The organism is Streptococcus sp. 2018WUSS126 (assembly GCF_044427425.1).
GTDB lineage: Bacteria > Bacillota > Bacilli > Lactobacillales > Streptococcaceae > Streptococcus > Streptococcus hashimotonensis.
Genome location: NZ_JAOTGB010000003.1, coordinates 1 through 23,256 on the forward strand (window position 1 = coordinate 1; position 23,256 = coordinate 23,256).

Genomic DNA, 23,256 nt, shown 5'->3' on the forward strand with positions numbered 1-23,256 from the left:
TTTTCTACGGTACTTAGGTGTGAAAACTATGTGATATTTGTACATCCATTTGGTATGTGATAAACTGTAACTGGTTTTAGCCATTTCTTTTTCCTCCTTTATCTAACCTGAACAATTAGATTATATCAGGAAAAAGAAATGGAAGCTCAAAGCCTTGTCAGCCACCAGCATAGCTGGTGGTTTTCTTGTTTTTCTCTACGAGAAAAACTGGCTCGAAGCCATAATGAAAAAGAAACCAGCAGAGCTGATTCCTTTTAATCAATTATTTTGTACCGAACAAGCGGTCACCTGCATCTCCCAAACCTGGTACGATGTAGCCTTTTTCATTGAGTTTTTCATCCAAAGCTGCTGTGTAAATATCAATGTCTGGATGTGCATCTTGAAGAGCTTTTACACCTTCTGGAGCTGAAACAAGAGCAACAAATTTGATATTTGAAGCACCACGTTTTTTCAATGAATCAACTGCAAGAATAGCTGAACCACCTGTAGCAAGCATTGGGTCAACTACAAAAATATGACGTTGATCAATGTCTTCTGGTAATTTCACAAGATACTCAACGGGTTGAAGGGTTTCTTCATCGCGGTACATACCGATGTGACCAACTTTAGCTGCTGGTACCAAGCTTAGCAAACCATCAACCATACCAACACCTGCACGAAGAATTGGTACGATAGCTAATTTTTTACCTGCAATTTGTTTCTGAACTGTTTTAGTGATTGGCGTTTCAATCTCCACATCTTCAAGTGGCAAGTCACGCAAAACTTCGTAACCCATCAGCATCGCGATTTCATTAACCAACTCACGAAAATCCTTTGTTGAAGTAGATGTACGACGAAGGATAGACAACTTATGCTGAATGAGTGGGTGTGAAATGACTTGGAATTTCCCCATGATGATAAAACCTCTCTTTTTTGTTTTTTCTATTTTACCAAAAAAATTGAAAAAATGCTTGAGAATATGGCAAATTTATTTATTTTTTGAAAACGATAGCTTCAAAAGGTCTCAACATCCCTTTATTAATCGCCTCTTCGTTTTCATAATTGTTCATGAAAATAGAATATTCTTCCACAGCTATAGTATAAGCCTGCTCCTGGCTTGAAAAGTTTACTAATATGATGAAATCATCCTGTTCATCATATTTACGGTAGGCCATTACCGAGCTATTTTCAGTCTCCATCACTTCATATTTTCCTTCAGACATGCAAGGATACTCTTTCCGAAGAGCAATTAATTTTTGATAGGTATAGAAAAGCGATTGTTTGTCTGCAAGTGCTTTTTCAACGTTGATGTCTTTGACAGTATCTCCCAAAGCCAGCCAGGCTTGACCTGTACTGAATCCCGCTCCTTCTGCTCCTGTCCATTGCATTGGACGGCGAGCATTATCACGACCTTTGGCATTTATAGAAGTAATCAATTCCTCCTTGGTAAAGCCATTTTCAATCCGTTCCGCATACATGCGACGTGTTTCAATATCGTCCGCTTGGCTAATATCTGTAATCGGAGTATTGATCATACCGATTTCCTCACCTTGGTAGATATAAGGTGTCCCTGACATAAAATGAAGATAAATAGCCAACATTTTACCACTTAGCTCACGAAATGCAGGTCGATCATCACCGAAGCGAGAAATGGCACGAGGTAAATCGTGGTTATTCCAGAAAAGAGAGTTCCAGCCTTTACCAACCAGTTCAGTCTGCCATTTGGATAGAACCTTATGCAAACGAGCTGGATCAAGCGGTGCCAAATCCCACTTTTCTTTCCCTTCCTGCTGATCAAGTCCTACGTGTTCAAATTGGAAAATCATCGAAAATTCTTTTCGGTCAGGGTGCGAATATAACTGAGCATTTTCTGGATTGGCACTCCAGGTTTCCCCAACAGTCACTAAATCGTATGCACCAAAGGTTTTCTCATTTAATTCCTGAATAAGAGGATGGAGAGTCGGTCCATCGGCTGTAATTAATTTTTCCGGTTCTTTTCCAATCAAATCAATCACATCTAGCCTGAAACCGCCGACACCTTTTTCAATCCAAAAATTGATCATGTCCCAGATTTCTTGTTTCAGAGCAGGATTTTTCCAGTTCAAATCCGGTTGCTTAACAGAGAATTGGTGGAGATAGTATTTGTTCAGATGTGGAACGTATTCCCAAGCAGAGCCTGAAAAGGTCGAGCGTAATTCATTCGGCTCATCAGCCCAAACATAATAATCATAATAGGGATTATCTGGTCCTTTGAGGGCTTCTTGAAACCAAAAATGTTCATCCGAGGTATGATTGAGCACCAAATCCATGATTATTTTGATATTGCGCTTATGGCCTTCTGCAATCAGCTCTTCCATATCTTCCATGGTCCCAAATTCTGGAGCAATTCCTTGGTAGTCGCTGATGTCGTAACCATTGTCATCCATGGGGGACTGATAAACAGGACTGAGCCAAATAGCATCAATTCCTAGCTCGTGAAGATAATCTAATCGGCTGATAATCCCTTGAATATCCCCTACTCCATCTCCATTTGAATCTTGAAAACTACGAGGGTAAATTTGGTAAATGACGGACTTCTTCCACCAATCTGTCTTTTGTATTTCTGACATTTGATTGATCCTTTCTGTACAATCTTATTTACGCAAGAAAAAAGGGAGTCCCCCTCTTTCTATATAATCATATTATAACTCAATTGTGGTAATTTTGCCCTCTTCTATTTCAACAATTTCAAAGTTTTTTTCTTTTAGGTTTGCTGTTAGGCGGGCAGATACCCCTGCATCTTGATTATTCCAGAAAATTTCCATACTTGTTTCATCGAGCATCTTAACAGAGAACTCTCCGTCGAAAGCTGGACTTGTATTGCGGAATTTAAGGAGTTTGAACAAGGATTGTACAACTGGCCGTTGTACTTCGTGCTCAATTTCTTCCAAATCATAGTAATGGCGATTAATATTGCGGCCTTCCTTACTTGATTCTAAAAGTTCAATATCATTTTCGCCTGCAAGTAAACCAACATAGTAAATCTGTGGAATACCTGGTGCAAAACATTGAAGAACACGCGCTAATAGGTAAGCTTGATCGTTATTGCCAAGGGCAGAATAATATGTACAGTTAATCTGATAAATATCCAAATTATTATAGGCTTCTGTACTATAAATTTTCTTTACATTGGCACCTTGTGCATATAAGGCTTCACGCGTTTCCTCTGTCTCTTCATCCGTCAGCAAATCCTTAACGTCCACAACACCGATTCCATCATGTGTATCAAGAGTTGTAAATTGCTTGCGAGGGCAAATCTCCATCCAGTGAACCAGGCGATTGACATGACCAGAATACAAGGCGTGGAGAACCAGCATTGGCAAGGCAAAGTCATAAACATAATAATCCTGTTCCGTAATTTTTTGCTGAATGGTATAGTGTTCATGAATTTCTGGTAAGATTTCTACATCTTTTGGTGCCAATAACTGACGTGGAAAATGAAGCATTTCCCAAATATCAGGCTCCACAAAGAAACAGTTGGTTCCTATTTTTTTATTGGCATAAGCAAAGGCGTCCAAGCGAATAATCGAAGCACCATGTTCTGCCAACTGCTCCAAATTTTCTTGGATGAACCGACGTGTTGTCTCTGTAGTCACATCCAAGTCAATCTGTTGCTCATCAAAGGTACACCATACCTTCTCCTCGCTACCATCAGCAAATGTTGCAATTCTATATGGAGCACGAGTTTTGCGTTTGTATATCAAATCAACATCTTCTTGCGTTGGTTCACCATTTGGCCAAAAGTTTTTATAGCGAATAAACAAATCCGCATAAGCTGAATCGTCTTTCTTTTCAAGAAAATCAAGGAAATAAGGAGATTTTGCAGAAATATGATTGATCATAAAGTCAAACATCAGATAATAGTCCTTGCTCAATGCTTCAATATCTGACCAATCTCCAAATGCAGGATCTACTTTTGTATAATCCATTGGCGCAAACCCACGGTCACCTGATGATGGGAAAAACGGCAGAATATGGATACCTCCCACAACATCCTTTAATGGCCCCTCAAGAACCTTTTTCAAATCCTTGAGATTCTTTCCTAAACTATCCGAATAAGTAATCAACATAGCTTGATTTTTAATTTTCATAGATATTCTCCTTTGTAAGCCTTTTCTTTTTTCTTTGTTAGAAAAGGTTGAACAAGTCAACCTTTAGATTTATTTGACAGAACCACTCGTCATACCTGAAATAATATGTTTTTGGAAGATGAGGTAGACAAGTAGGATTGGGATAATTCCTACAACATAGGAAGCAAATGATGGTCCATAATCACTGAAATACATGCCTTGATAGTTGTATTGGAAAAGAGGTAAAGTCCACATGCTTTGATCACGGTTCAATACTAGTAAAGGCAAGAGGAAATCGTTCCAGACCCAGAGGGCATTGATAATCAAAACAGTTGCATGCATAGGTTTCATGAGTGGGAAAATGATTTTCCAATACATGGTAAATTTATCACAGCCATCAATAGCTGCCGCCTCATCCATTTCTTCAGGAACAATGGTCTTAATATAGCCGACGTAGAGGAAGAGGGCCTGAGGAACTGCATAGGTCAAATATAGAATAATCAAACCGACAATATTGTTTAAACCAAGGCTTGACATTAATTTGGTCATTGGGAGCATAATCACTTGGAAGGGTACAAAAATCCCAATAATCAAGAAAAAGTAGATAAAGTTAAACACTGTCTGGCGTTTCATTTGACGGGCTACGGCGAAAGCTGCCATTGGAATAACAAGTAGAATCAAACCAACAGCAACAATCGTAATCAAGGCAGAATTGCCAAAATATTGTACAATACCATCATTAAACAAGCGTTCGTAGTTGTTTAAAGTAAAATTTTCAGGAAGACCAAAGAAATTACTGGTAATTTCCTTGGTTGGTTTGAATGAGCTGATAATGGTCACAAGTAGCGGAATAAACATGAAGAGAATACCGCTGAAGAGCACGAGATAGACCCACCAATTTTTTTGTTTCTGAGTATTCATGTCAGTCCTCCTAAATTTCAAATTTCTTCGAAATTCTCATCTGAACCAATGAGATGACAATTATGAAGATGAAGAGCACTACTGCCAAAGCATTGGCATAAGAGAATTTGTTGTCTACAAAGGCATAGTTGTAAACGAGTAAGCCCAAGGACTCTGTTTTGCCATCTGGACCACCACTTGTCAATGCAAAGATAAAATCAAATGCTGTCAAACCTGATTTCATAGCCAAGATGAAAACCATACTGATAGATGGCAATAAGAATGGAAGCTCAATGTTGAAGAACTGTTGAGAACGACTTGCACCATCGATTGCAGCCGCTTCCTTCACATCTTCTGGAATACTTTGCAGACCAGACAAGAAGATGATAACCGGCATCGCCAACCCTTGCCAAAGAGCCACAAAAAGTACAGCTGGAATAACCGTATTTTCTTGTACCAATAAGTTTTCCATCAACCAATCGATATGCAGAATCTCACCAATTTGTGTGAAACCATAGTTGAACAGCTGAACGAAAATCAAACCCAAAGTGACTGTGGATAGCACTGCTGGGAAGAAATACCAGGTTCTAAAGAAACCAACTGCTTTAATCTTACGATTGAGGAGACTAGCCAACCAAATCCCTATAACAATTTCTCCGATGACCAAACCAATGGTGAAGATAATGGTAAAAGTCATGGAAGTATAAAAATCAGGATTTTTTAAAATATCTAAGTAATTCTGAATACCGATTAGTTTGAAATCAGATGTCAACCCATTCCAATCCGTCAAACTATAATAGATACCTGTAAATAGGGGATAGAAGAAAAAGATTAACTGTAAGCCAATTGGTATGGCAACAAATAGATAGGGCCAATATTTAGCAATAAATCCTTTTTGATTCATCATGGTACTCCTTTTTGATAAAGTTATAGTTGCTTAGTCTCAGTTCAAGGAATCCCATAGGGTTACTAAAACTGACACTAGGCAACTATAAGGAGGCTAGGCTACAACTAGCCTCTGCTTATAGTTTTCCTGGATTATTTTTTCATTGGGTCAAAGAACACATTCAGTTTTTTCACTAATTCTGCTGAGTTTGGATTTTTAACCATTTCAACAGTGATATTCCAGAACTCTTCTTCTGATTCCCATTCAGATTGCAACCAAACTACATGTTTGTCAGCGAAGGCATATTGTGTCACTCCAGCAGTTTCTTCAAACTTACCTTCTGTATTTACACCTTCAACTGAAGTTGGTGAGCCATCTACATCATAGTATTTCTGGATAACTTCTGGACGTGAGAGGTATTCTAGGAATTTTTTAGACTCTTCTGGGTGCTCTGTATCTGCGGAAATAGATAGAGCAAGGTCAGCTGCACCGATGGTATAGTCGCCCCCTTCTTTATCACCAGGGAATGTAAACATACCATATTCAAATTCTGGTTCTTGTTGGTTAACAGCTGTAGCTGCCCATGTACCTTGTGGAAGCATGAGAGCATCACCTGCTGCAAAACTTGCGACTGCATCTGCATAGAGCGCGCCTGTCGCACCTTTTTGTCCATTATCAGTCAGTAGTTGCAAGCGTTCTAAGACAGCTTTTGTTGTAGCATCATCTTGAATCGCTCCCTTTGCACTGCGGATTAGAATATCTTCAGCACCATCAAAACCACCCGCAACAGTTACCCAAGCTAACTGATGGTAGCCGTTCAATGACCAAGCATCGTTTAATGAAAGAGCAAACGGTGCTGCACTACCATCAGCCTTGATTTTGTCTATCAAAGCTACAAATTCTGCATAGGTAGTCGGAACTTCCAGTCCCAACTCTTTGAACTTATCTTTATTATAGTAAATACCATAAGCATTAGCTGTCAAAGGAAGGGTGTAATTTTTTTCATTAACAAGATAAGGCGTTACAGCACCATCTTTTAGATGACTAAGACCTGCATCATCACCAATTTCTAGGAAACGACCATCCGCTGCATATGCTTTGAAGTCCGCATTTTGTGGATAAATGTTGATGACATCTGGCGCTTCGTTATTTGCCATACGGGTTTTCAGAACAGTTCCTGCATCTGGTACATTTGAAAATTTAACATCAATCGTAGGATTTTCTTTTTCAAAATCATCAATAATTTCCTGCAGAGTTGCTTGCATTTCAGGTTTTTGTGAGAAATATTCAATTTCTACCTTATCGCTACTACTTGCATTCCCACAAGCAACCAAAAAGCTGGCAAAAGCACAAACCGATGCACATTTTAAAAATGTTTTCATTTTCATTATAAAATCCTCCTAGATTTTGTTAAAAATATATTGTACACTAAAATAATCTTTTTGAACATGTGGCATTGTAAGCCCAATGTTCATCAATTCATCCCCGTAGAATGTCTCTCCTAATTGTGGGCATCCATACAAGGCATCTGGGTCTAGCCCCTTCAACCGAACATGAAGCAAAGGCGCTTCTGGCTTGGCAAGAATTTTTACAAATGTAAAGACCGCTTGATTCTTATCTTGACTAACATAATTGGCAGCCCAGGTATTGGTCGTCTTTTTCAGACGGTAGAGCTGACCGAATTGTATAGTTTCACGAATGGAGTGATAGGTTTCGATTTTCTGACTGATTTCATCCAATTCCTTTTCCGAAAGTTTCATTAAATCCAGCTCGTAACCAAATGCTCCTCCCATCATAGCCACGTTACCCCGTGTAGCAAGAGGTGTGATACGACCAACCTGGTGGTTAGGAACGGCAGAAACGTGTGCGCCAATTGAGGAAGGGGGATAAATCAAACTAGTACCTTCTTGAATAGATAAGCGCTCAATCGCATCTGTATCATCACTTGCCCAAGCTTGCGGCATGTAATACATGATTCCCAAATCATTACGACCTCCACCGCCTGCACAGGATTCGAAAAGAATATCTGGGAACCGCTTGGTAAGGTTGTCTAATACACGGTAGAGACCTAGCATGTAACGATGGTGGAACTCAAAGCGCTGGTCATTTGCTAAACCTTCAGGGATATTGGTGATATTACGGTTCATATCCCATTTTACATAAGAAATATTGGCTGATTCTAATATTGAAGAGACGCTATCAATGATGTAGTCACAGACTTCCTGCTTGGTCAAATCCAACACTAATTGTTCTCGGCTGTAAATTGGTAAGCGTCCTTCTGTGCGAATTGCCCAATCAGGATGTTCACGATAAAGATCGCTATCAATAGAAATCATCTCCGGTTCAAACCACAGTCCGAATTTCATGCCAAGCTCATTTATTCGCTCTGCTAAGCCATTCAAACCATTTGGCAACTTATCCAAATTGACTTTCCAATCGCCCAATGAACTTTCATCATTGTTTCGTTTACCAAACCAACCATCATCCAGAACAAATAATTCAATACCAGCTCGACTTGCGACCTGAGCTAACTGTAAAATCTTTTCTTCTGTAAATTCAAAATAGGTCGCTTCCCAGTTGTTGATTAAAATGGGCCTTGGTTTGTTTACAAACGATGATCGAATGAGGTGTTTTGTGATAAAGTGATGACTATTTTGTGTCATGCCAGTAAATCCTTTATCAGTATACGAAAAGAGAACTTCTGGAGTTTGAAACCGGTCATCCTTATCCAATTGCCATGAGAAATAGTGACTTTCCAATCCTAATCCCAATCGACTGGTTTCCATGGCTGTCGTTTCGACAAATGCTGTAAAGTTGCCACTATAGACAAGGTGGGCCGCATAAACATCGCCCTTGTCCTCACTTGCATCGGGTGAGGCTAGTGCTAAGAAGGGTGTTCTTGAGTGACTTGAAGCACCTCGAATGCTACCAATCGAATACTGACCTTTTGTCAATGGGGTCTGTGTCCACTCTTTTTCATAAGCATAGCGTCCTGTCAAGCTGTGAACAATGAAATCTTGATGTGGAAAATCAAGAGTTGCAGACAAGACCTTCTCTAGTTTGCATGGATATTTGCCAGTTTGAATTGTAGCTGACCGTGCGAGATAAGAAGCTTCTTCAAAAACAGAATACTGAAGTGTTACGGTAACATCTGTCAACTGATCATAAAGATCAATTTCAAGACTCTCTACCTCTTCTTGATTTCCAAAACTTGCTGGTAATCCCCTCAGTTCTTTTTTCCCCTTGTATAATCGATACTCTTTGTATTTTAGGTCAAGAGTAACCCCAAATTCGTTCCGAACATCTAGTGCTGAGGTTCTAAAATCTCCCAGACCATTGCTAGAATATTCGAGCGGGAGGACATCCAATGAGTATGTCCTATCCCCAGTAATTGGACTCGGAGAAAACGATCGATCTAAATATGTTATTTTGTTTCCATCGCTAAATTTTTCGATTTTTTTCCCAAAATAACGATGAACCAGATCTCCTGTTTCCAACACTTGGATGATATAAGAGAATTCTCTTGTTTTCAGGTGAAAAATCTGTTTTTCATTATAAATCTCAATCACATTCATCTCTCCCATCTCTTCTTTATGCTATTATTTTACGAAATGAAAACGCTTTATTTAATAGCCTTTTGTATTTAAAACATGTTATAATGTTTCCTAAGGAGGAGTAAGATGAATATTCTGAACATCTATAACGAGCTTGATAGTCACAACTTTGACCTAAATGTAGACCATTACGGTGCCGAACAATGTGACAAGGGCTATTCCTTCGGTCCTACTATCCGTGATAATTTTGTCCTGCATTTTATTACAAAAGGACGAGGAAAAATTCTTGTTGATGGAAAAACAAGCTATCTTGCTGCAGGCGATTTATTTATTCTTCCAAAGGATGTTTCCATTTTCTATCAAGCTGATGATATAGATCCTTGGACCTATATATGGGTTGGTTTTAGTGGTTCACGAGCAAAAGACCTACTGAATCAAAGTCAACTGCTAGAAAACTACTACCTCCACTCCAATCTAGAGTCACCAATTCTAGGCTACATGCATCAGATTAACCATGTTCAGATGCATCCCATCCCCTCTATCACAGAATTGGTCTTAATTGGCTATCTCAATCAACTCTTAGCAGCACTCATCGAGGAATTTCCAAGTGAAACATTAATTAAGCCTGAAACACAAACCAAGCATTATGTTCAGCAAGCCATCAAGATGATCCATAACCACTATGCTCACCCAATTAAAGTTTCTGAAATAGCAGATTTTCTAGCTCTAAGCCGAAGCTATCTCTATAAAATTTTTAAGCAGGAAACTGGCTATTCTATCAAAGATTATATTTTACAAGTAAAAATGAATCGTTCTTGTCAACTATTAGAAGATGCTTCTTGGAGTATCACTGAAATCGCCTATTCTGTCGGCTACCAAGACCCTCTCACCTTCAGCGCGGCCTTCAAAAATTATTTCCATATGAGCCCGACAGAATTTCGAAAAACACAAAAAATAAGGATTAGGTGATTTTACTCACACCTAGTCCTTATTTCTTTATCCAAAAACGTTTCTAAGTCGTTGACAGGCTTCTTCAATGACATCAAATGGAGCTGCCACATTTAGACGTGCATGGTGCTTACCTTCCTTACCAAAGGTCAAACCATCATTCAAAATCAACTTCGCTTTACAATGAAGAATATCAAAGAGCTCCGCATGCTCTAACTCATAAGCAGAAAAATCAAGCCAGATGAGGTAGGTTCCCTGGGGCTTCATGACCTTGATCCTTGTATGGGTTGTCAAATACTCCTCAACAAAGTCTATATTTCTCTCCAAAATAACCTTCAACTCCTTCAACCACTCATCTCCATAAGTGAAAGCAGCTTCTGTGGTTAACAAGCCAATTGTTGGAATCTCGTGCTGATTATTTATCAATTGATGCTTAGCGAAAGTCTTGCGAATGCTTGGATTTTCAATGATTGCAAAGCTATTTTTTGTACCAGCGATATTGAAGGTCTTGGTCGCAGATGATAAGATGATTGAAAACTCTTTAAAACTTTCATCCACTGTGTTAAAGGAATAATGCTTGTGACCATACAAGGTTAAATCTTGATGGATTTCATCTGAGACAAGGATAACACCATGTTTCTGACAAAGACGTCCAATCGCCAAAACTTCCTCTCTTGTCCAAACCCTACCACCTGGGTTGTGGGGATTACAGAAAATATAGAGTTTAACTTGATTCTCTACAATGTCCTTTTCAAGCCGGTCAAGATCAAGCCTAAAAATACCATCCACATCAACTAGTGAATTGGTGACTAGCTGACGATTGTTTAATTTTACAGTCCGCGCAAAGGGGAGATAGACAGGTGTATTAATTAGGATTGCATCCCCTTCTTCTGTCAAAGATTGAATAGCCACAGATAAAGCAGGAACAACTCCTTCGATGAGTAGGACGGACTCTCTTTCAATCTTATAGCCATGCTGTCTATCTTCCCAGTCAATAATAGACTGATAGAGGCTGTCACTAGCATAAGGATAACCAAAAACATGATGATCTGCGTAGTCACGGATAACTTGGCGAATTTCTGGTAGAGGCTCAAAGTCCATATCTGCTATCCACAAGGGTAAGAGTTCTTTATCCGTCTCTACTTTTCTCCATTTTTCCGCATGCTGGGATAGGCGATTCGGACTATCTATAAAATTATACTGTGTCATATCTTATCCCTCCAAGGCTGTTTTTAAATCTGCAATCAAGTCTTCCGCATCCTCTATACCAATAGATAAACGAAGCAAATCATCTGTCAAACCGTAAGAATGACGGGTTTCAGCTGGAATGTCTGCGTGGGTCTGAGTGGCTGGATAGGTAATCAGACTCTCTACTCCACCCAGACTTTCAGCAAAGGTAAAGACTTTCAGGGTGTTGAGAATATGGGGAATCCGACTTTCATCTACCACCTTGACTGAAATCATGCCACCTTTGCCTGTGTAGTAAACTTGCTTGACTGCTGGACTCTTCTCCAAATAGGCAACAATTTTCTGAGCATTTTGTGTCGCCCGCTCCATTCGAAGCGAGAGGGTTTTGAGTCCACGCATGAGTAAGTAAGAATCCAGTGGAGATAGTGTTGGACCTGATGTATTTTAGTCATAAAAGAGCTTATCATATAGGGCTTGATCATTGGTCATCAAAGCGCCAGCTAGTACATCATTATGCCCAGATAGGTACTTGGTTGCTGAATGTAGGACAACGTCCGCTCCTAGAACAAGTGGATTTTGATAAATAGGGCTATAAAAAGTGTTATCGACAATTACCTTAGCACCTTTGGCATGGGCGATAGCCGAAACCTTGGCGATGTCAAACTCCACCATGAGTGGGTTGGTCGGCGTCTCCAGATAAACATAGTCTGTCTCTTCGGTGATGGCTGCAATCAGCTCCTCCTCGGTGTTTGCATAGGTAAATTGAAATCTACCGATACTCTCTTGCTCATTTAACCAGCGGAAGGAACCACCGTACAAATCACGCGCCGCTACCACTTGACTCCCTACAGGAAAACCATTAAAAAGTAAGGCCAGAGCAGCCATTCCCGAGCTCGTTGCTAGGGCATAGTCGGCCTTTTCAATAGCTGCCAAAGTCGTCTCTAGACTGGCACGTGTCGGATTTTTTGTTCTCGTGTAGTCATAACCTGTCGATTGACCAAACTCAGGGTGTTGATAGGTCGTCGAAAGGTGAATAGGGGAAATCAATGCCCCAGTTTTTTCATCGCTATTGATGCCCGTATGCGCTAAAATCGTATCAATCTTATAATCTGTCATAACATCTACTCCATTCTAACTTACAATCTAGTCTAGCATGAAATAGGAGATTTGGTGTGAAAAATATCCAAAAATACTTATAGAAAAATAGCAAGCTTTGTTATAGTTTTTCTTTATAACAACATCTCCCCCCCTTACATATACTTGCTAGATTATCCATTATTAATTTGATATAATGACAAAGAGGTGGTCATTATGAAAATCAGATTCAACAAATACTTCTACCGTTTCAGTAATTTTTATTCTATGATATTTTGGATTTGTTTTCTGCTACCAACTGCCAATGATAGCTTTGATCAGTGGCCACTCTGGTATACAAGCCTAATTCTAATAATCATTCCTATTCATATTTTCAGGGCTTTTTTCCTCAAAGAAGAAAAGGAGCTCACTCGCATGGGTTATATCTTCTATATCGGATTGATTGTATTGATTATTTTCCTGCGTTTTATTTTAGGTAAATAGCTGAAAGGAGACAAGAATGTTTAAACAATTCAATAGAACATTTTATCGAACTTGGGAATTTTACTTCTCCATTCTTTGTATCCTACAAGTGATTTATGCTGTTGTAAATGGACCGTTTTGGTTTATCCATTTTCTCAAGCTTGGAGTCGGACTTTATGCTGGTTATCTAGCTTTCTTTAAGTCACGTAGCTGGATAAAAAAAACATGGCAGATTTATCTGACGATTGGATTGATTGCTAGTTGGATAATCATTTCCTTCTTTGTATTGTGAGGATTTTCTATGTTTAAGGAATTTAATAAAGAATTTTATCGGAGTTTGAATTTTTATTTGATGATCCTGTTATTGCTGGGTAGTCTAGGAGAATGGCTAAATAAGGGACCTAGCCTCTGGCTTGCACTCTTGCTGTTTGCGACTGTCGGTACTGCCCGTAGTGCCTTTTGGTCTAAAGAATGGACCTTGAAAGCAAATTGGCAAATCTATCTCTGTATCGCCTTCTTGCTGGTCGGGGCTTGGATTGAATTTTTTAGTTAGATTGAACGGAGCGGTGAATGCGCTCTTTTTTTCTTCCAAAATGGACTGAGATTTTCTGCTAAAGATGATATAATAAAATCATGCAAAAAATTGAGTTATTAGACGGAGAGCGGATTGACCAGCTCTTCTCGACAGATGTTCAGATTATTCAAAACCGGGAGGTTTTTAGCTACTCGATCGACAGTGTCCTCCTTTCTCGTTTTCCAAAAATGCCTGCTCAGAAGGGGCTGATTGTTGACCTTTGTAGTGGAAATGGGGCAGTGGGCCTCTTTGCCTCCACACGTACTAAGGCTCAGATTATTCAGGTCGAGTTGCAGGAACGACTTGCTGACATGAACCGCCGCTCCATCGCCCTCAATGGTCTGGAGGAGCAAGTTTCAATCATCAATGATGACTTGGCAAACCTGCCCCAGTATGATTTGCGGTCCAAGGTGGATTTGATGCTCTGCAATCCTCCCTACTTCAAGGTAGACGAGGGTTCAAACCTCAATGAAAGCGAGCATTATCTTCTAGCCAGACATGAAATCGCAACCAACCTAGACAGCATTTGCCAGGTGGCCCAACAGGTGCTCAAATCCAATGGTCGCTTGGCCATGGTCCACAGACCCGACCGATTTTTAGATATTTTAGACACGCTAAGGACCTACAAGCTGGCTCCCAAACGGATCCAGTTTGTCTATCCCAAAGCCAGCAAGGAGGCCAATATGTTACTGATTGAGGCTATCAAGGACGGCTCGGTGGACGGTCTGTACATCCTGCCACCTCTGGTTGTCCATGAAGAAAACGGCGACTATACTCCGGCTATTCGTGAGATTTATTATGGAAAATAAGGCCTACTTTTATGTCTTGGAATGTGCCGACGGGAGTCTTTATACTGGTTATACGACTGATGTGGAGAAGCGGCTTGCTACCCATAATCTTGGGAAAGGGGCCAAGTACACCCGCGGACGCTTGCCTGTCAGCCTGCTCTATCAAGAAGCCTTTGCTAGTAAGCAGGAAGCTATGTCCGCTGAGGCACTCTTTAAGAAACGCAGTCGGCAGAGCAAGTTAGACTATATCGCAGAAATGCAAAAAAAGCCATTCTCCAAATGAAGCTTGGCTATTTTTTATTAGAAATGAAGTAAAATATTATCAATTTTCTCCATAGCTTCTTCAAATATCGCTTGAGCCTGGCTTGGATCAGCCGATTGTCCTTCGATGAAGACCTGATGAATGTCTTCAAATCCAAGAAACTCAAAGATAGATTTGATGTATTGGGCTGCTGGATCTTGACCTGCGTAAACTCCACCATTGGACTGGATATGCAACAATTTTTTGCCCTTGACCAGACCGATAGAGCCCTCAGGTCCATACTTGAAGGTCAGTCCTGCAACGTTAATGGTATTAATCCATGACACTAATTGACTTGGCACATTGAGGTTCCAAAGGGGATTGACCACGACAATCTTATCTGCTGCAAGAAATTGTTGGGTCAAGGCATTGTAGCGGTCCAACTGCTCCGCTTGTTCAGGACTGATTTCTATACCTTTTTTTGCTGCTCCCATAGCCTCTAATAAGGACTTGTCTAAGGCGGGAATCTGGTCTTCAAAAACATCTACTAGTTCAATCCGATCTTCTGGATGCAAACTGGCGTACCGAGTTTGAAATTCTTCCAAAGCCCGCAAGGCATAGGACTTTTGTGCGTCGAGGGGGTGGGCTTTTACAATTAATACAGTTGCCATTGTTCATCTCCTTTATTACTAATTATTGATAGTTCTATTCTACTCTTTTTGATTTGAAATTCAAATCATCTGCTCATAGCAAGAGGCTGGTCTCCCAGCCTCTGCATTCAAAACTGTTATCTTTTTTTTAAATAGGTGTAGGCGATACAGTCTAGGCTATCAACAGCTGTAAAGCCAATTGCCTCATAGAAAGACCGCGTTTTCTCAGTATTGTCCGTCAAGAGATGCAGCTGATAAATCCCTGAAAAGTGGGTAATGGCCTGCTCCAAAAGCTGACGCCCAATTCCTTGTCGCTGATAGGTTGGCAGGACCAAGATGTCCTGAATAAAAACGATTGAATGGCCGTCACCAACTGCTCGCAAGAGACCCACGAGACGATCACCGTCAAAGGCCGCAAGAACAAACAGGCTATGTTCCAAAGCCTTCTGTAACATGGCAGGCCGGCCAGTATAATTTGTCCAACCAACTGAATCATAGAGGTTAAGGACAGCTTGAAAATCAAGTTGAGGATCTTGTTTGTAAGTAATCATGTATTCTCCTTTGTATAGTCTTTTAGTTTACTTTTAGTACTCGCTCCAACTATCTGGTAGATAGTTGGAGGTTGGAAATAGAGCGAACAAGGTTCGCATCAACAGCCACAGGCATAACTCAATGCTTTCTTTTTTCTAGGTGACCAGCTGATGTACTTCGCTTTTTTGTTTTCAGGCTCAGGTACGAATAGTCCACCGGACTATTCGTATCCCCCAGACTGTTTCAATCAGGCAAGGCGAGTTCAAACAATCCAGTGGAGTGTTTGAAGTTGGAAATAAGGAAACGGAGTTTCCTCTTACGTCGAAGTAATAAAAGAAAAACTAAATGACGATATTGTTTTTTAGAATACAAAGGCTCGACCCATTGTCAAAACGCCCATGTTCTTTCCTCCTGTTTTGCTACTTCTAGTATAACAAAAACCGCTCCAATTATGAAGCGGTTTTAATATGCAGATAAGCATAATAGATGCTAAGACTTACAACAGAAATACCAACCAATATCATTGCAAGGATAGATATGGTTGGTGAACCTAACAAACTTACTAATTGCAACAACCCGCCAATAATGAAGAGATAGCCTGCCTGCTTTCTTCCACTTCTTTCTATTTCATTGGTCTTGCTGTCCAATTCCTCCTTGGGTAAATAATTTCCTATCACCATATAATATACAGCAAGCAGTCCAATGACAAGTCTCCGGTAATCTAATTCTCCTCCCAAGTTAGACCTGAGTAAAGCAACTTGAATGATGAGAGCCAGCAACGGAAAAAGCCATTTGACCACTCGAATGACTGGTGTTTTCCCTATCCCTTTCACATCATAAAGTACACAAATGAATAGGTGAACACAAAAGAATAGTAGCGGTGTCAAAATCATCATATACTTGGCCATAGAGCTATTTGGCTCACCATTTACGCCAAAATGTGTCACCATAGTATCTGGCAATGCCTTATAGTAACAAATCATCAATACAGCAATCAGTAGAAATATACTCGAAGTTGCTAATAAAGTTTTTATGTCAATTTTCTTCATCTTGATGTCCTCCTAAACTTGCAATCCAAACCAAGACTTCTTCAAAGACCGTGTAATTTAGACGATAATAAATAAAATTTTTCTGCTTTTCCTCCAAAATTAATCCAGCTTTTTTCAAAGTGGATAAATGATGAGAAACTGTTGCTCCTGTTAAATGAAATTGTTCTACAATTTCCCCAGCAGACTTCGACCCCGACTTAAGACTATCTAGAATTTGCCTACGAATAGGAGCAGAAATTGCCTTCAAGGTTTCAGACAATCCCATAATAAGCCTCCTTGCTCATCTATTTAGAAATATTTCTAAATAGAATTATACTCTATTTTTATTGTTTGTCAAGAGCTATTTCGATTATTTTCTAAATAGATTTCAAAAAAACAGACCACTCTTTATGGTCTGTCAAACACTGCTTATCTCTCCCCTTTATTGCGGATAACAAAGCCTGTTTTCTTTTCACTTGATGTGCGTTGGTGTGGTTTTTTGTTGTCCTGACGGCGGTTGTCACGTTTAAATTTGTCATCGCGACGGTCACGGTCATTGCGTTCACCACGGCGTCCACCACGGTCACGGTCGCGGCCACCACGTCCACCCTTGCCCTTGGCTTGTCCAGGAGCAAATTTAAATGGTAATGGTTTTTCACGCGCAATTTCTACCTCTGGCAGACTTTCTGGATCCTGAACAGTCAAGGTCAATACATAAAGCGCTAACTCTTCAGGGGTAAATTCAGCTGCCAACTTGACTGCATCTTTCTTGAACTTATCGAAATTGCTACGGATAGTTTCATCCGCCATTTCGCGCTCAATCTTTTTCAAAGCAACTTTCTTCTTAGCTTCGAATGCTTCCTGAGCAGTTGCTGGTTTGAGACCTTTCATACGTTTCTTGGTCAAATCTTCGATAATTGCCAAGTAGCCCATCTCGTTTGGCGAAACAAAGGTAATAGACTGACCTGATTGACCCGCACGACCTGTACGACCAATACGGTGAACATAGCTTTCTGGATCCTGTGGAATATCGTAGTTATAGACATGCGTTATACCTGAAATATCCAATCCACGCGCCGCAACGTCCGTCGCAACAAGGACATCAATCTGGTCGTTTTTAAAGTCACGAATAACACGTAGACGTTTGTTCTGGTCCAAATCTCCGTGGATACCTTCTGCACGGAAGCCACGCAATTTCAAACCACGAGTCAATTCATCGACACGGCGCTTAGTACGACCGAAGACGATAGACAATTCAGGCTGGTCAACGTCCATGAGGCGTGTCATGGTATCAAATTTTTCATGTTCTTTGACACGGATATAGTATTGGTCCACGTTCACATTGGTCAATTCCTTAGCCGCAATCTTAACGTGCTCAGGCTCTTTCATGAATTTGACACCAATGCGCTTGATTGGCTCTGGCATAGTCGCAGAAAATAGGAGGGTCTGGCGACTTTCAGGAACACGTTCGATGATCGCTTCAATATCATCCAAGAAGCCCATGTTGAGCATTTCATCAGCCTCATCAAGAATGAGGGTTTCAACGCCATCAAGTTTGAGGGCCTTGCGTTTGATTAGATCCAACAAACGCCCTGGCGTACCAACAACAATGTGGGCACCTGAGCGAAGAGCCTTGATTTGTTTTTCAATGCTTGAGCCACCGTAAACAGAGCGGACTTTCACACCCTTTTCACGACCAAATTTGAAAAGCTCTTCCTGACTCTGCACCGCCAACTCACGCGTTGGGGCAATAATCAGGGCTTGTACAGCTTGATTATTGGTGTCAATTTTATTGAGGGTTGGCAGACCAAAGGCTGCTGTTTTCCCAGTACCCGTCTGGGCTTGACCAATCACATCTTTTCCTTCCAGAGCAAGCGGAATTGTTTGCTCCTGGATAGGTGACGGCGTTTCAAAACCAGCCTTCTCAACGGCAAGCAAAATGTCTTCTGACAGATTTAATTCAGTAAATTTCAATTATGATACCAAGTGCGTTAAGAAAACAAGGTGAAAATAAGAGACTGACGCAGTGTGACAACACACTAGGAAGTCTATCTTTTTCACGAAGTTTTTAGCACGGGTTCGAATGCTCTTCCCGAACTAGTTTCCTAACGCATTTCCTTTCTTTTACAAGGCAGTACGAAGCTACCTTATCTAACTTTTTTTGTAACAAGATATCAGGGTCGAACCACTGATATTGGATTTGCAACTTACCAAGTATAACACAATCTAACAATAATAGTTAGTATTTACCTTTAAAAACTCAATAATACGTTTTCATGAGGAGTCCATCATTTTTATAGTCATTTGAATTAGCTTTGATACATCGACACTTTCGGTTTGCCCTACTCTAGTATCTGCTCCTTGTCTGAAAGTTAATTCATTCGACTATAACAAAAAACCTAGCTATATGTGCATAGCTAGACTTTTCTTGTATTTTTATTTATGATTATTCCTTTTCAATGCTTGCAAGAACCAGTCCAAACTTTTACTGATAATGACAACCATTACCAATGTCCAAAATGTTTTTACAAGCCCAATTTTAAAAGCCAAAGGAGTTACCACAAATACATCAAAAATGAGAATAACGGTGGAAATCTTCCATTTGAAATATTTATTACACAACAATGCAATAATATCACTTCCTGCCGTGGACCCGTTTCCATAAATGACTAGAGCCATTGATAAACCTGTCACCAATCCCGCCAAGAGAGCAGAGGGAATCAGGGGCAACCATTTTATTTGCAGAAAAGTCGTATAATGCATGGTTAAGGACATAGTAGCAACCGCTAAGAAAGTATAGAAAACCGTTAACTTACTCAAAAAGCGGTAGGCTAATACAATCAAAATCCCATTCAAAACAAAACTGGACAGACTTGTTTCAATCCCTGTCGTATAAAACAAAAGTAGGGTAACACCAGTAATCCCACCTTCGCCAAATTCATGTGGAATGATGAGCATATTCAAAACAAGGGCATATAGGATTGCCCCAAAACATATCAATAAGCAGTCTCTCCATTTTATCTGAATCATATTCTCTCCTCACAAACAGTCCACCTTAGTATATCAAAAAAAGCAGAAAGCGGATAGCCACTTTCTGTACTTTTTTCCTATTTTCCTAAGACAGCTGAAGCCAGAGCTTTTTGAATAGCAATGACACTCTTATCGCTCTTAAACTGAAGAACTTCAGCAGGTTCAACAGCCGATGAAATCCATATTTTCAGCTCGGCATCTAAGTCAAAATGACCAGAGGTTTCTACCGTAAAGCGTGAAATCGAGCGGTAAGGAATCGATTTATAAGATACCTTTTTCCCAGTCATTCCTTGCTTATCGACCAAAATCAATCGATATTCTGTAAAAACAATCAAATCACGAACCAGACTAAATGCCATCTCAACCTGTTCATTATCCAGTAGAACATGCTCCAATTCCTGCTCAATCTTATCATTATCCATTTGCGAGGCATTACCTAGTAAACCTGAAAATAGTCCCATAATATGGCTCCTTTGGTATTTTTCTATAGTATAACACAAAAAGCTACTAGTTGACTATCTTAGACACTAGGTCTTTACCAAACATGGAGAATTATTCGCTTACCTTTGCTTCCTTATCAACTTCTTTAGGTTGATTGTTCTCGATACTGCCACCTTCAACTGCTGGAAAATGTTCTGCAATCGCAGATGGGATCTTCTTATCATTTAGATTTAATTCTTCCTTCGGAATGTGATTTTCACTCACATCAATTGTTTTCAAAGTCTTATTTGGCTCTGTGATGGCAAGTGTTTCAATATCATTTTTTGAAGCATTCAGGTCTTCTAAGGCTTTGTAATCATTGACTCCTTCTAAATTCTTCAATTGATTATCTGCAACATTTAATCGAACAACCGATTCTTGTTTACCCTCTATTTCCAAAGTCTTAATTTGATTCCCCTCTACATCCAGATTTACTAATTTTTCATTTTCTTCTATCCCTTGTAATTCAGTAATCTTATTATTCTTAAGAGTAAGACTAGTTAAATTTGGATTGTTTTTTACAAACTGAAGATCTTTTACATTACTTTCATTAGCTGTCAGTTCTTCTAAATTCTCTGTTTTTAGAGTTGATATATCTAATTGAGGATTCTGTGATATATACAAACGGGTTAACTTCTTCTTGTTTTGAAGCGCAGATAAATCTGTGATACGATTATTATCTAAACTAACAGCTGTCAATTGTGACAAATCTGCTAATGGGGATAAATCCGTCACTTTATTATGATCTAAATTTAAGGATTCTAAAGCTTTTAATTTAGCTAGAATAGTGATATCTTCAATGTCATTTCCTGCAGCAGAAACTACTTTTAAGTTTGGAAATTCTTCCAAAAAGCCCAAATCAGAAACACCATTTTGTGATAAGTCAATTCCCTCCAATGTTGGAATTTCTTTCAAAAACTGATAATCCTTAACGCCTGTGCTGGTCATCCATAATTGTTTCAATTTTTTAAATTGCAAGATAGGTTTTACATCATCAATTGGTGTAAAACCTATCCCTAACACTTCAACATTTGACATCAAGTCCAGACCGGCTCTCTTTAGCGGATCTTTTCGCTGACCAATATTTAGATATTTTACCGTTTTTAACCACTCTCTCATCTTCTCGGAATCTGTTTCATTAGATGGGAAAGGAGTATCAGCCGTAGCATGCAAAATGTCTTCAATAATCTCATCATCAAAACCTAATTGTTTTAAAGTAGCCATTCCAATTTTATCATGAGCATGTGGGTCACCGTGAGGGTCTTCGATTGGTTTTCCAACTTCAATTTTCTCAATCAAGATTGTATGAGAATGGTCACCATGAGGGTAAACGAAAGCAGGTCCTGCATCTGTTTCTATCACCTTGATTTTTTCTTTTGAAACATGCAGATTTTCGGCTAGGTAGCTCTTTTTAGCTTCTCGTTCTTCTTCTACACTTGAGTTAGGTTTCCCACCTTCTTGTGGTGACAACGGAATTTCTACATCAACTTGAGTGGAAGTTGACGAATGGTATTCTGCTCTAGCAGTCTCTAAATACTGAGTAGGAATATAAGACTCCCACGGACTTCCTATCAAATGACTGTACGGAATTAAATGAGTATGCGTACCATGGCCAATGAGTAACCCTAACGCTGTTTGACCTTGGACTCCACTACCATCAAAAATGAAACCGTCGCTTGTTGGATAATCAATACCTGGGAAAGCTTTTTTTGAATTAGACTGAGTGGAAGTATGCCCTTTTTCTGTGGTAGACTTGAGTGGGACGAAATTATTTCTTGTGGTCGGAGTATGCAACGAATGATTATCAAGAACAGTAATCTGTCCCTTTTTTCCAATGGTCTCCCCAGTATTTCCTTGTCCGTGTTGCAAACTTGATTTCCAAATATAATGATAATGATCTCCATGACGTACCGTATAGCCATTCGCATCTTCAGCCACTATATCCTTCGGATCAAATACATAACCATCATCAAAAGTTTGTGATAGCTTCGCTTGCTTTGCCTTGGAATGTGAGCTGGATTGGCTATTCTCAATGTACTCTTTGGGTACCAAATAGGACCATTTGCTTTCTTTTAAATCCTTATAGAAAATAAAATGTGAATGACCATTATGTTCTAAGACCAGTCCCTCATCCGTTTTTGAAAGAATTTGACCTTCATTTTCAAAAAGAAATCCATCATCCGTAGGATAATCAACACCAGCTACCCCTTTTTTAGCTTGAGAAGTAGGTTTCTTTTGATTTTTGGTGAGTTTCTTAGCTTCAGAAATAGAAATTACATTAGCATCTTTATCCTTTGGATAGTAGAAGTACTGCTCATTTACTTTTATAATATAACCTTTCTCTAGCTGATACTGAATATCTTCTTTATTCAATTTATAATCAGAATCTGGAAGGGTATCTTTTAAAAAGTGTGCCGCATACGGAATAGGACCTTCAAAAAAGTATGACTCTTCTCCATATAGACGCATATAGCCATTAGATTTAATTTCAGACACCACAATCATATTTTCATCTACTTTTGAGGCATTGCTACTTTGAACATCTTGATGATTTATTGCAGTATTCTCTGTTTTTTGGCAACCCGCCAAAAAAAGATGACAAGATAAGATAATGCCTGTCAAGGCAAATAAGGTTGTTTTCTTTTTCATTTTTGTCCTCCTATACTTATTAACCAGTTAACAATTAACTAGTATATATTTTATTTTTGATTTTTGCAAGAAAAAACAACTGACAATGATTGTTCGTGAATAAATTTTCCATTCCACGACAAACGCATGAAAAAATTTGTTTTATAAACCATATTTTCACGACT

General features: G+C 39.5%; 21 protein-coding genes and 2 pseudogenes. 5 read left to right on the forward strand and 18 right to left on the reverse strand.

Translation table 11 applies throughout. From position 1 onward, the window contains the following. The 8 genes and pseudogenes from ODU34_RS01735 to ODU34_RS01770 form a co-directional block, all read right to left on the reverse strand. Positions 1-84: pseudogene (locus ODU34_RS01735) on the reverse strand (IS200/IS605 family transposase); the annotation flags it as partial. A 178-nt stretch (positions 85-262) separates the two neighbouring features. After that, positions 263-892 (reverse strand): uracil phosphoribosyltransferase, encoded by a 630-nt coding sequence (upp, locus tag ODU34_RS01740; RefSeq protein ID WP_012027487.1) that lies wholly within the window; start codon positions 890-892, stop codon positions 263-265. Between the two features lie 79 nt (positions 893-971). Next, on the reverse strand, positions 972-2,588 hold the full coding sequence (locus tag ODU34_RS01745; RefSeq protein ID WP_205014759.1) for an alpha-glucosidase: 1,617 nt from the start codon (positions 2,586-2,588) through the stop codon (positions 972-974). A gap of 72 nt (positions 2,589-2,660) precedes the next feature. Beyond that, complete coding sequence (gtfA, locus tag ODU34_RS01750; RefSeq protein WP_136647044.1) at positions 2,661-4,109, reverse strand: sucrose phosphorylase; 1,449 nt, start codon at positions 4,107-4,109, stop codon at positions 2,661-2,663. A gap of 69 nt (positions 4,110-4,178) precedes the next feature. Continuing rightward, positions 4,179-5,009, reverse strand: coding sequence for a carbohydrate ABC transporter permease (locus ODU34_RS01755; RefSeq protein WP_002937312.1), 831 nt, complete (start codon positions 5,007-5,009; stop codon positions 4,179-4,181). Positions 5,010-5,019: 10 nt separating this feature from the next. After that, positions 5,020-5,892 (reverse strand): carbohydrate ABC transporter permease, encoded by an 873-nt coding sequence (locus ODU34_RS01760; RefSeq protein ID WP_169051016.1) that lies wholly within the window; start codon positions 5,890-5,892, stop codon positions 5,020-5,022. A gap of 134 nt (positions 5,893-6,026) precedes the next feature. After that, complete coding sequence (locus ODU34_RS01765; RefSeq protein ID WP_136647042.1) at positions 6,027-7,262, reverse strand: extracellular solute-binding protein; 1,236 nt, start codon at positions 7,260-7,262, stop codon at positions 6,027-6,029. Between the two features lie 12 nt (positions 7,263-7,274). Then, positions 7,275-9,449, reverse strand: a complete 2,175-nt coding sequence (locus ODU34_RS01770; protein ID WP_136647041.1) for an alpha-galactosidase — start codon at positions 9,447-9,449, stop codon at positions 7,275-7,277. A 105-nt stretch (positions 9,450-9,554) separates the two neighbouring features. On the opposite strand from ODU34_RS01770, the gene ODU34_RS01775 reads away from it, so the two are divergent. Beyond that, complete coding sequence (locus tag ODU34_RS01775) at positions 9,555-10,397, forward strand: AraC family transcriptional regulator (RefSeq protein WP_136647040.1); 843 nt, start codon at positions 9,555-9,557, stop codon at positions 10,395-10,397. 27 nt (positions 10,398-10,424) lie between these two features. Here ODU34_RS01775 and ODU34_RS01780 read toward each other — a convergent pair whose 3' ends face one another. Beyond that, entirely contained in the window at positions 10,425-11,585 is a 1,161-nt protein-coding gene (locus ODU34_RS01780; protein WP_136647039.1) for a MalY/PatB family protein, read from the reverse strand. 3 nt (positions 11,586-11,588) lie between these two features. Beyond that, a pseudogene (locus tag ODU34_RS01785) lies at positions 11,589-12,680 on the reverse strand (cystathionine gamma-synthase). 478 nt (positions 12,681-13,158) lie between these two features. On the opposite strand from ODU34_RS01785, the gene ODU34_RS01790 reads away from it, so the two are divergent. The 4 genes from ODU34_RS01790 (at position 13,159) to ODU34_RS01805 (ending at position 14,766) form a co-directional block, all read left to right on the forward strand. After that, entirely contained in the window at positions 13,159-13,413 is a 255-nt protein-coding gene (locus ODU34_RS01790) for a hypothetical protein (protein WP_398578333.1), read from the forward strand. 9 nt (positions 13,414-13,422) lie between these two features. Then, on the forward strand, positions 13,423-13,674 hold the full coding sequence (locus ODU34_RS01795; protein WP_044762743.1) for a hypothetical protein: 252 nt from the start codon (positions 13,423-13,425) through the stop codon (positions 13,672-13,674). Positions 13,675-13,754: 80 nt separating this feature from the next. Then, entirely contained in the window at positions 13,755-14,504 is a 750-nt protein-coding gene (locus ODU34_RS01800; protein WP_398578334.1) for a tRNA1(Val) (adenine(37)-N6)-methyltransferase, read from the forward strand. Next, the gene (locus ODU34_RS01805; protein WP_136647034.1) at positions 14,494-14,766 is read left to right on the forward strand and encodes a GIY-YIG nuclease family protein; all 273 of its coding nucleotides are present in this window, start codon (positions 14,494-14,496) and stop codon (positions 14,764-14,766) included. Before ODU34_RS01800 ends, ODU34_RS01805 begins: the two co-directional genes overlap by 11 nt. A 17-nt stretch (positions 14,767-14,783) precedes the next feature. Here the strand turns inward: ODU34_RS01805 and ODU34_RS01810 are convergent, their stop codons facing one another. From ODU34_RS01810 to ODU34_RS01845, 8 genes are all read right to left on the reverse strand, one after another. After that, positions 14,784-15,395, reverse strand: a complete 612-nt coding sequence (locus tag ODU34_RS01810) for an FMN-dependent NADH-azoreductase (RefSeq protein ID WP_136647033.1) — start codon at positions 15,393-15,395, stop codon at positions 14,784-14,786. A 116-nt stretch (positions 15,396-15,511) separates the two neighbouring features. After that, entirely contained in the window at positions 15,512-15,925 is a 414-nt protein-coding gene (locus ODU34_RS01815) for a GNAT family N-acetyltransferase (protein WP_136647032.1), read from the reverse strand. A 429-nt stretch (positions 15,926-16,354) separates the two neighbouring features. Next, positions 16,355-16,954 carry a DUF1648 domain-containing protein gene (locus ODU34_RS01820; protein ID WP_105179321.1) on the reverse strand — a complete coding sequence of 200 codons (600 nt, stop codon included), beginning with the start codon at positions 16,952-16,954 and terminating at the stop codon, positions 16,355-16,357. Then, positions 16,941-17,219 (reverse strand): autorepressor SdpR family transcription factor, encoded by a 279-nt coding sequence (locus ODU34_RS01825; RefSeq protein WP_105179322.1) that lies wholly within the window; start codon positions 17,217-17,219, stop codon positions 16,941-16,943. Before ODU34_RS01825 ends, ODU34_RS01820 begins: the two co-directional genes overlap by 14 nt. A gap of 143 nt (positions 17,220-17,362) precedes the next feature. After that, entirely contained in the window at positions 17,363-18,907 is a 1,545-nt protein-coding gene (locus ODU34_RS01830) for a DEAD/DEAH box helicase (protein ID WP_105179323.1), read from the reverse strand. Between the two features lie 462 nt (positions 18,908-19,369). Then, positions 19,370-19,963 (reverse strand): YitT family protein, encoded by a 594-nt coding sequence (locus tag ODU34_RS01835; protein ID WP_105179324.1) that lies wholly within the window; start codon positions 19,961-19,963, stop codon positions 19,370-19,372. 77 nt (positions 19,964-20,040) lie between these two features. After that, complete coding sequence (locus ODU34_RS01840) at positions 20,041-20,424, reverse strand: PH domain-containing protein (protein ID WP_105179325.1); 384 nt, start codon at positions 20,422-20,424, stop codon at positions 20,041-20,043. Positions 20,425-20,515: 91 nt separating this feature from the next. Continuing rightward, a complete protein-coding gene (locus ODU34_RS01845) occupies positions 20,516-23,092 on the reverse strand; it encodes a pneumococcal-type histidine triad protein (protein WP_105179326.1) in 2,577 nt (858 codons plus the stop codon). Positions 23,093-23,256 lie beyond the last annotated feature (164 nt).

Excerpts from the sequence above, each read along its gene's own strand:
- ODU34_RS01780 (WP_136647039.1), bottom strand. The coding sequence starts at position 11,585 with ATGACACAGTATAATTTTATAGATAGTCCGAATCGCCTATCCCAGCAT.
- ODU34_RS01755 (WP_002937312.1), bottom strand. The coding sequence starts at position 5,009 with ATGAATACTCAGAAACAAAAAAATTGGTGGGTCTATCTCGTGCTCTTC.
- ODU34_RS01805 (WP_136647034.1), top strand. The coding sequence starts at position 14,494 with ATGGAAAATAAGGCCTACTTTTATGTCTTGGAATGTGCCGACGGGAGT.
- ODU34_RS01800 (WP_398578334.1), top strand. The coding sequence starts at position 13,755 with ATGCAAAAAATTGAGTTATTAGACGGAGAGCGGATTGACCAGCTCTTC.
- ODU34_RS01770 (WP_136647041.1), bottom strand. The coding sequence starts at position 9,449 with ATGAATGTGATTGAGATTTATAATGAAAAACAGATTTTTCACCTGAAA.
- ODU34_RS01795 (WP_044762743.1), top strand. The coding sequence starts at position 13,423 with ATGTTTAAGGAATTTAATAAAGAATTTTATCGGAGTTTGAATTTTTAT.
- ODU34_RS01845 (WP_105179326.1), bottom strand. The coding sequence starts at position 23,092 with ATGAAAAAGAAAACAACCTTATTTGCCTTGACAGGCATTATCTTATCT.
- upp (WP_012027487.1), bottom strand. The coding sequence starts at position 892 with ATGGGGAAATTCCAAGTCATTTCACACCCACTCATTCAGCATAAGTTG.
- ODU34_RS01790 (WP_398578333.1), top strand. The coding sequence starts at position 13,159 with ATGTTTAAACAATTCAATAGAACATTTTATCGAACTTGGGAATTTTAC.
- ODU34_RS01820 (WP_105179321.1), bottom strand. The coding sequence starts at position 16,954 with ATGAAGAAAATTGACATAAAAACTTTATTAGCAACTTCGAGTATATTT.
- ODU34_RS01825 (WP_105179322.1), bottom strand. The coding sequence starts at position 17,219 with ATGGGATTGTCTGAAACCTTGAAGGCAATTTCTGCTCCTATTCGTAGG.
- ODU34_RS01775 (WP_136647040.1), top strand. The coding sequence starts at position 9,555 with ATGAATATTCTGAACATCTATAACGAGCTTGATAGTCACAACTTTGAC.
- ODU34_RS01840 (WP_105179325.1), bottom strand. The coding sequence starts at position 20,424 with ATGGGACTATTTTCAGGTTTACTAGGTAATGCCTCGCAAATGGATAAT.
- ODU34_RS01835 (WP_105179324.1), bottom strand. The coding sequence starts at position 19,963 with ATGATTCAGATAAAATGGAGAGACTGCTTATTGATATGTTTTGGGGCA.
- gtfA (WP_136647044.1), bottom strand. The coding sequence starts at position 4,109 with ATGAAAATTAAAAATCAAGCTATGTTGATTACTTATTCGGATAGTTTA.
- ODU34_RS01810 (WP_136647033.1), bottom strand. The coding sequence starts at position 15,395 with ATGGCAACTGTATTAATTGTAAAAGCCCACCCCCTCGACGCACAAAAG.
- ODU34_RS01815 (WP_136647032.1), bottom strand. The coding sequence starts at position 15,925 with ATGATTACTTACAAACAAGATCCTCAACTTGATTTTCAAGCTGTCCTT.
- ODU34_RS01745 (WP_205014759.1), bottom strand. The coding sequence starts at position 2,588 with ATGTCAGAAATACAAAAGACAGATTGGTGGAAGAAGTCCGTCATTTAC.
- ODU34_RS01765 (WP_136647042.1), bottom strand. The coding sequence starts at position 7,262 with ATGAAAATGAAAACATTTTTAAAATGTGCATCGGTTTGTGCTTTTGCC.
- ODU34_RS01760 (WP_169051016.1), bottom strand. The coding sequence starts at position 5,892 with ATGAATCAAAAAGGATTTATTGCTAAATATTGGCCCTATCTATTTGTT.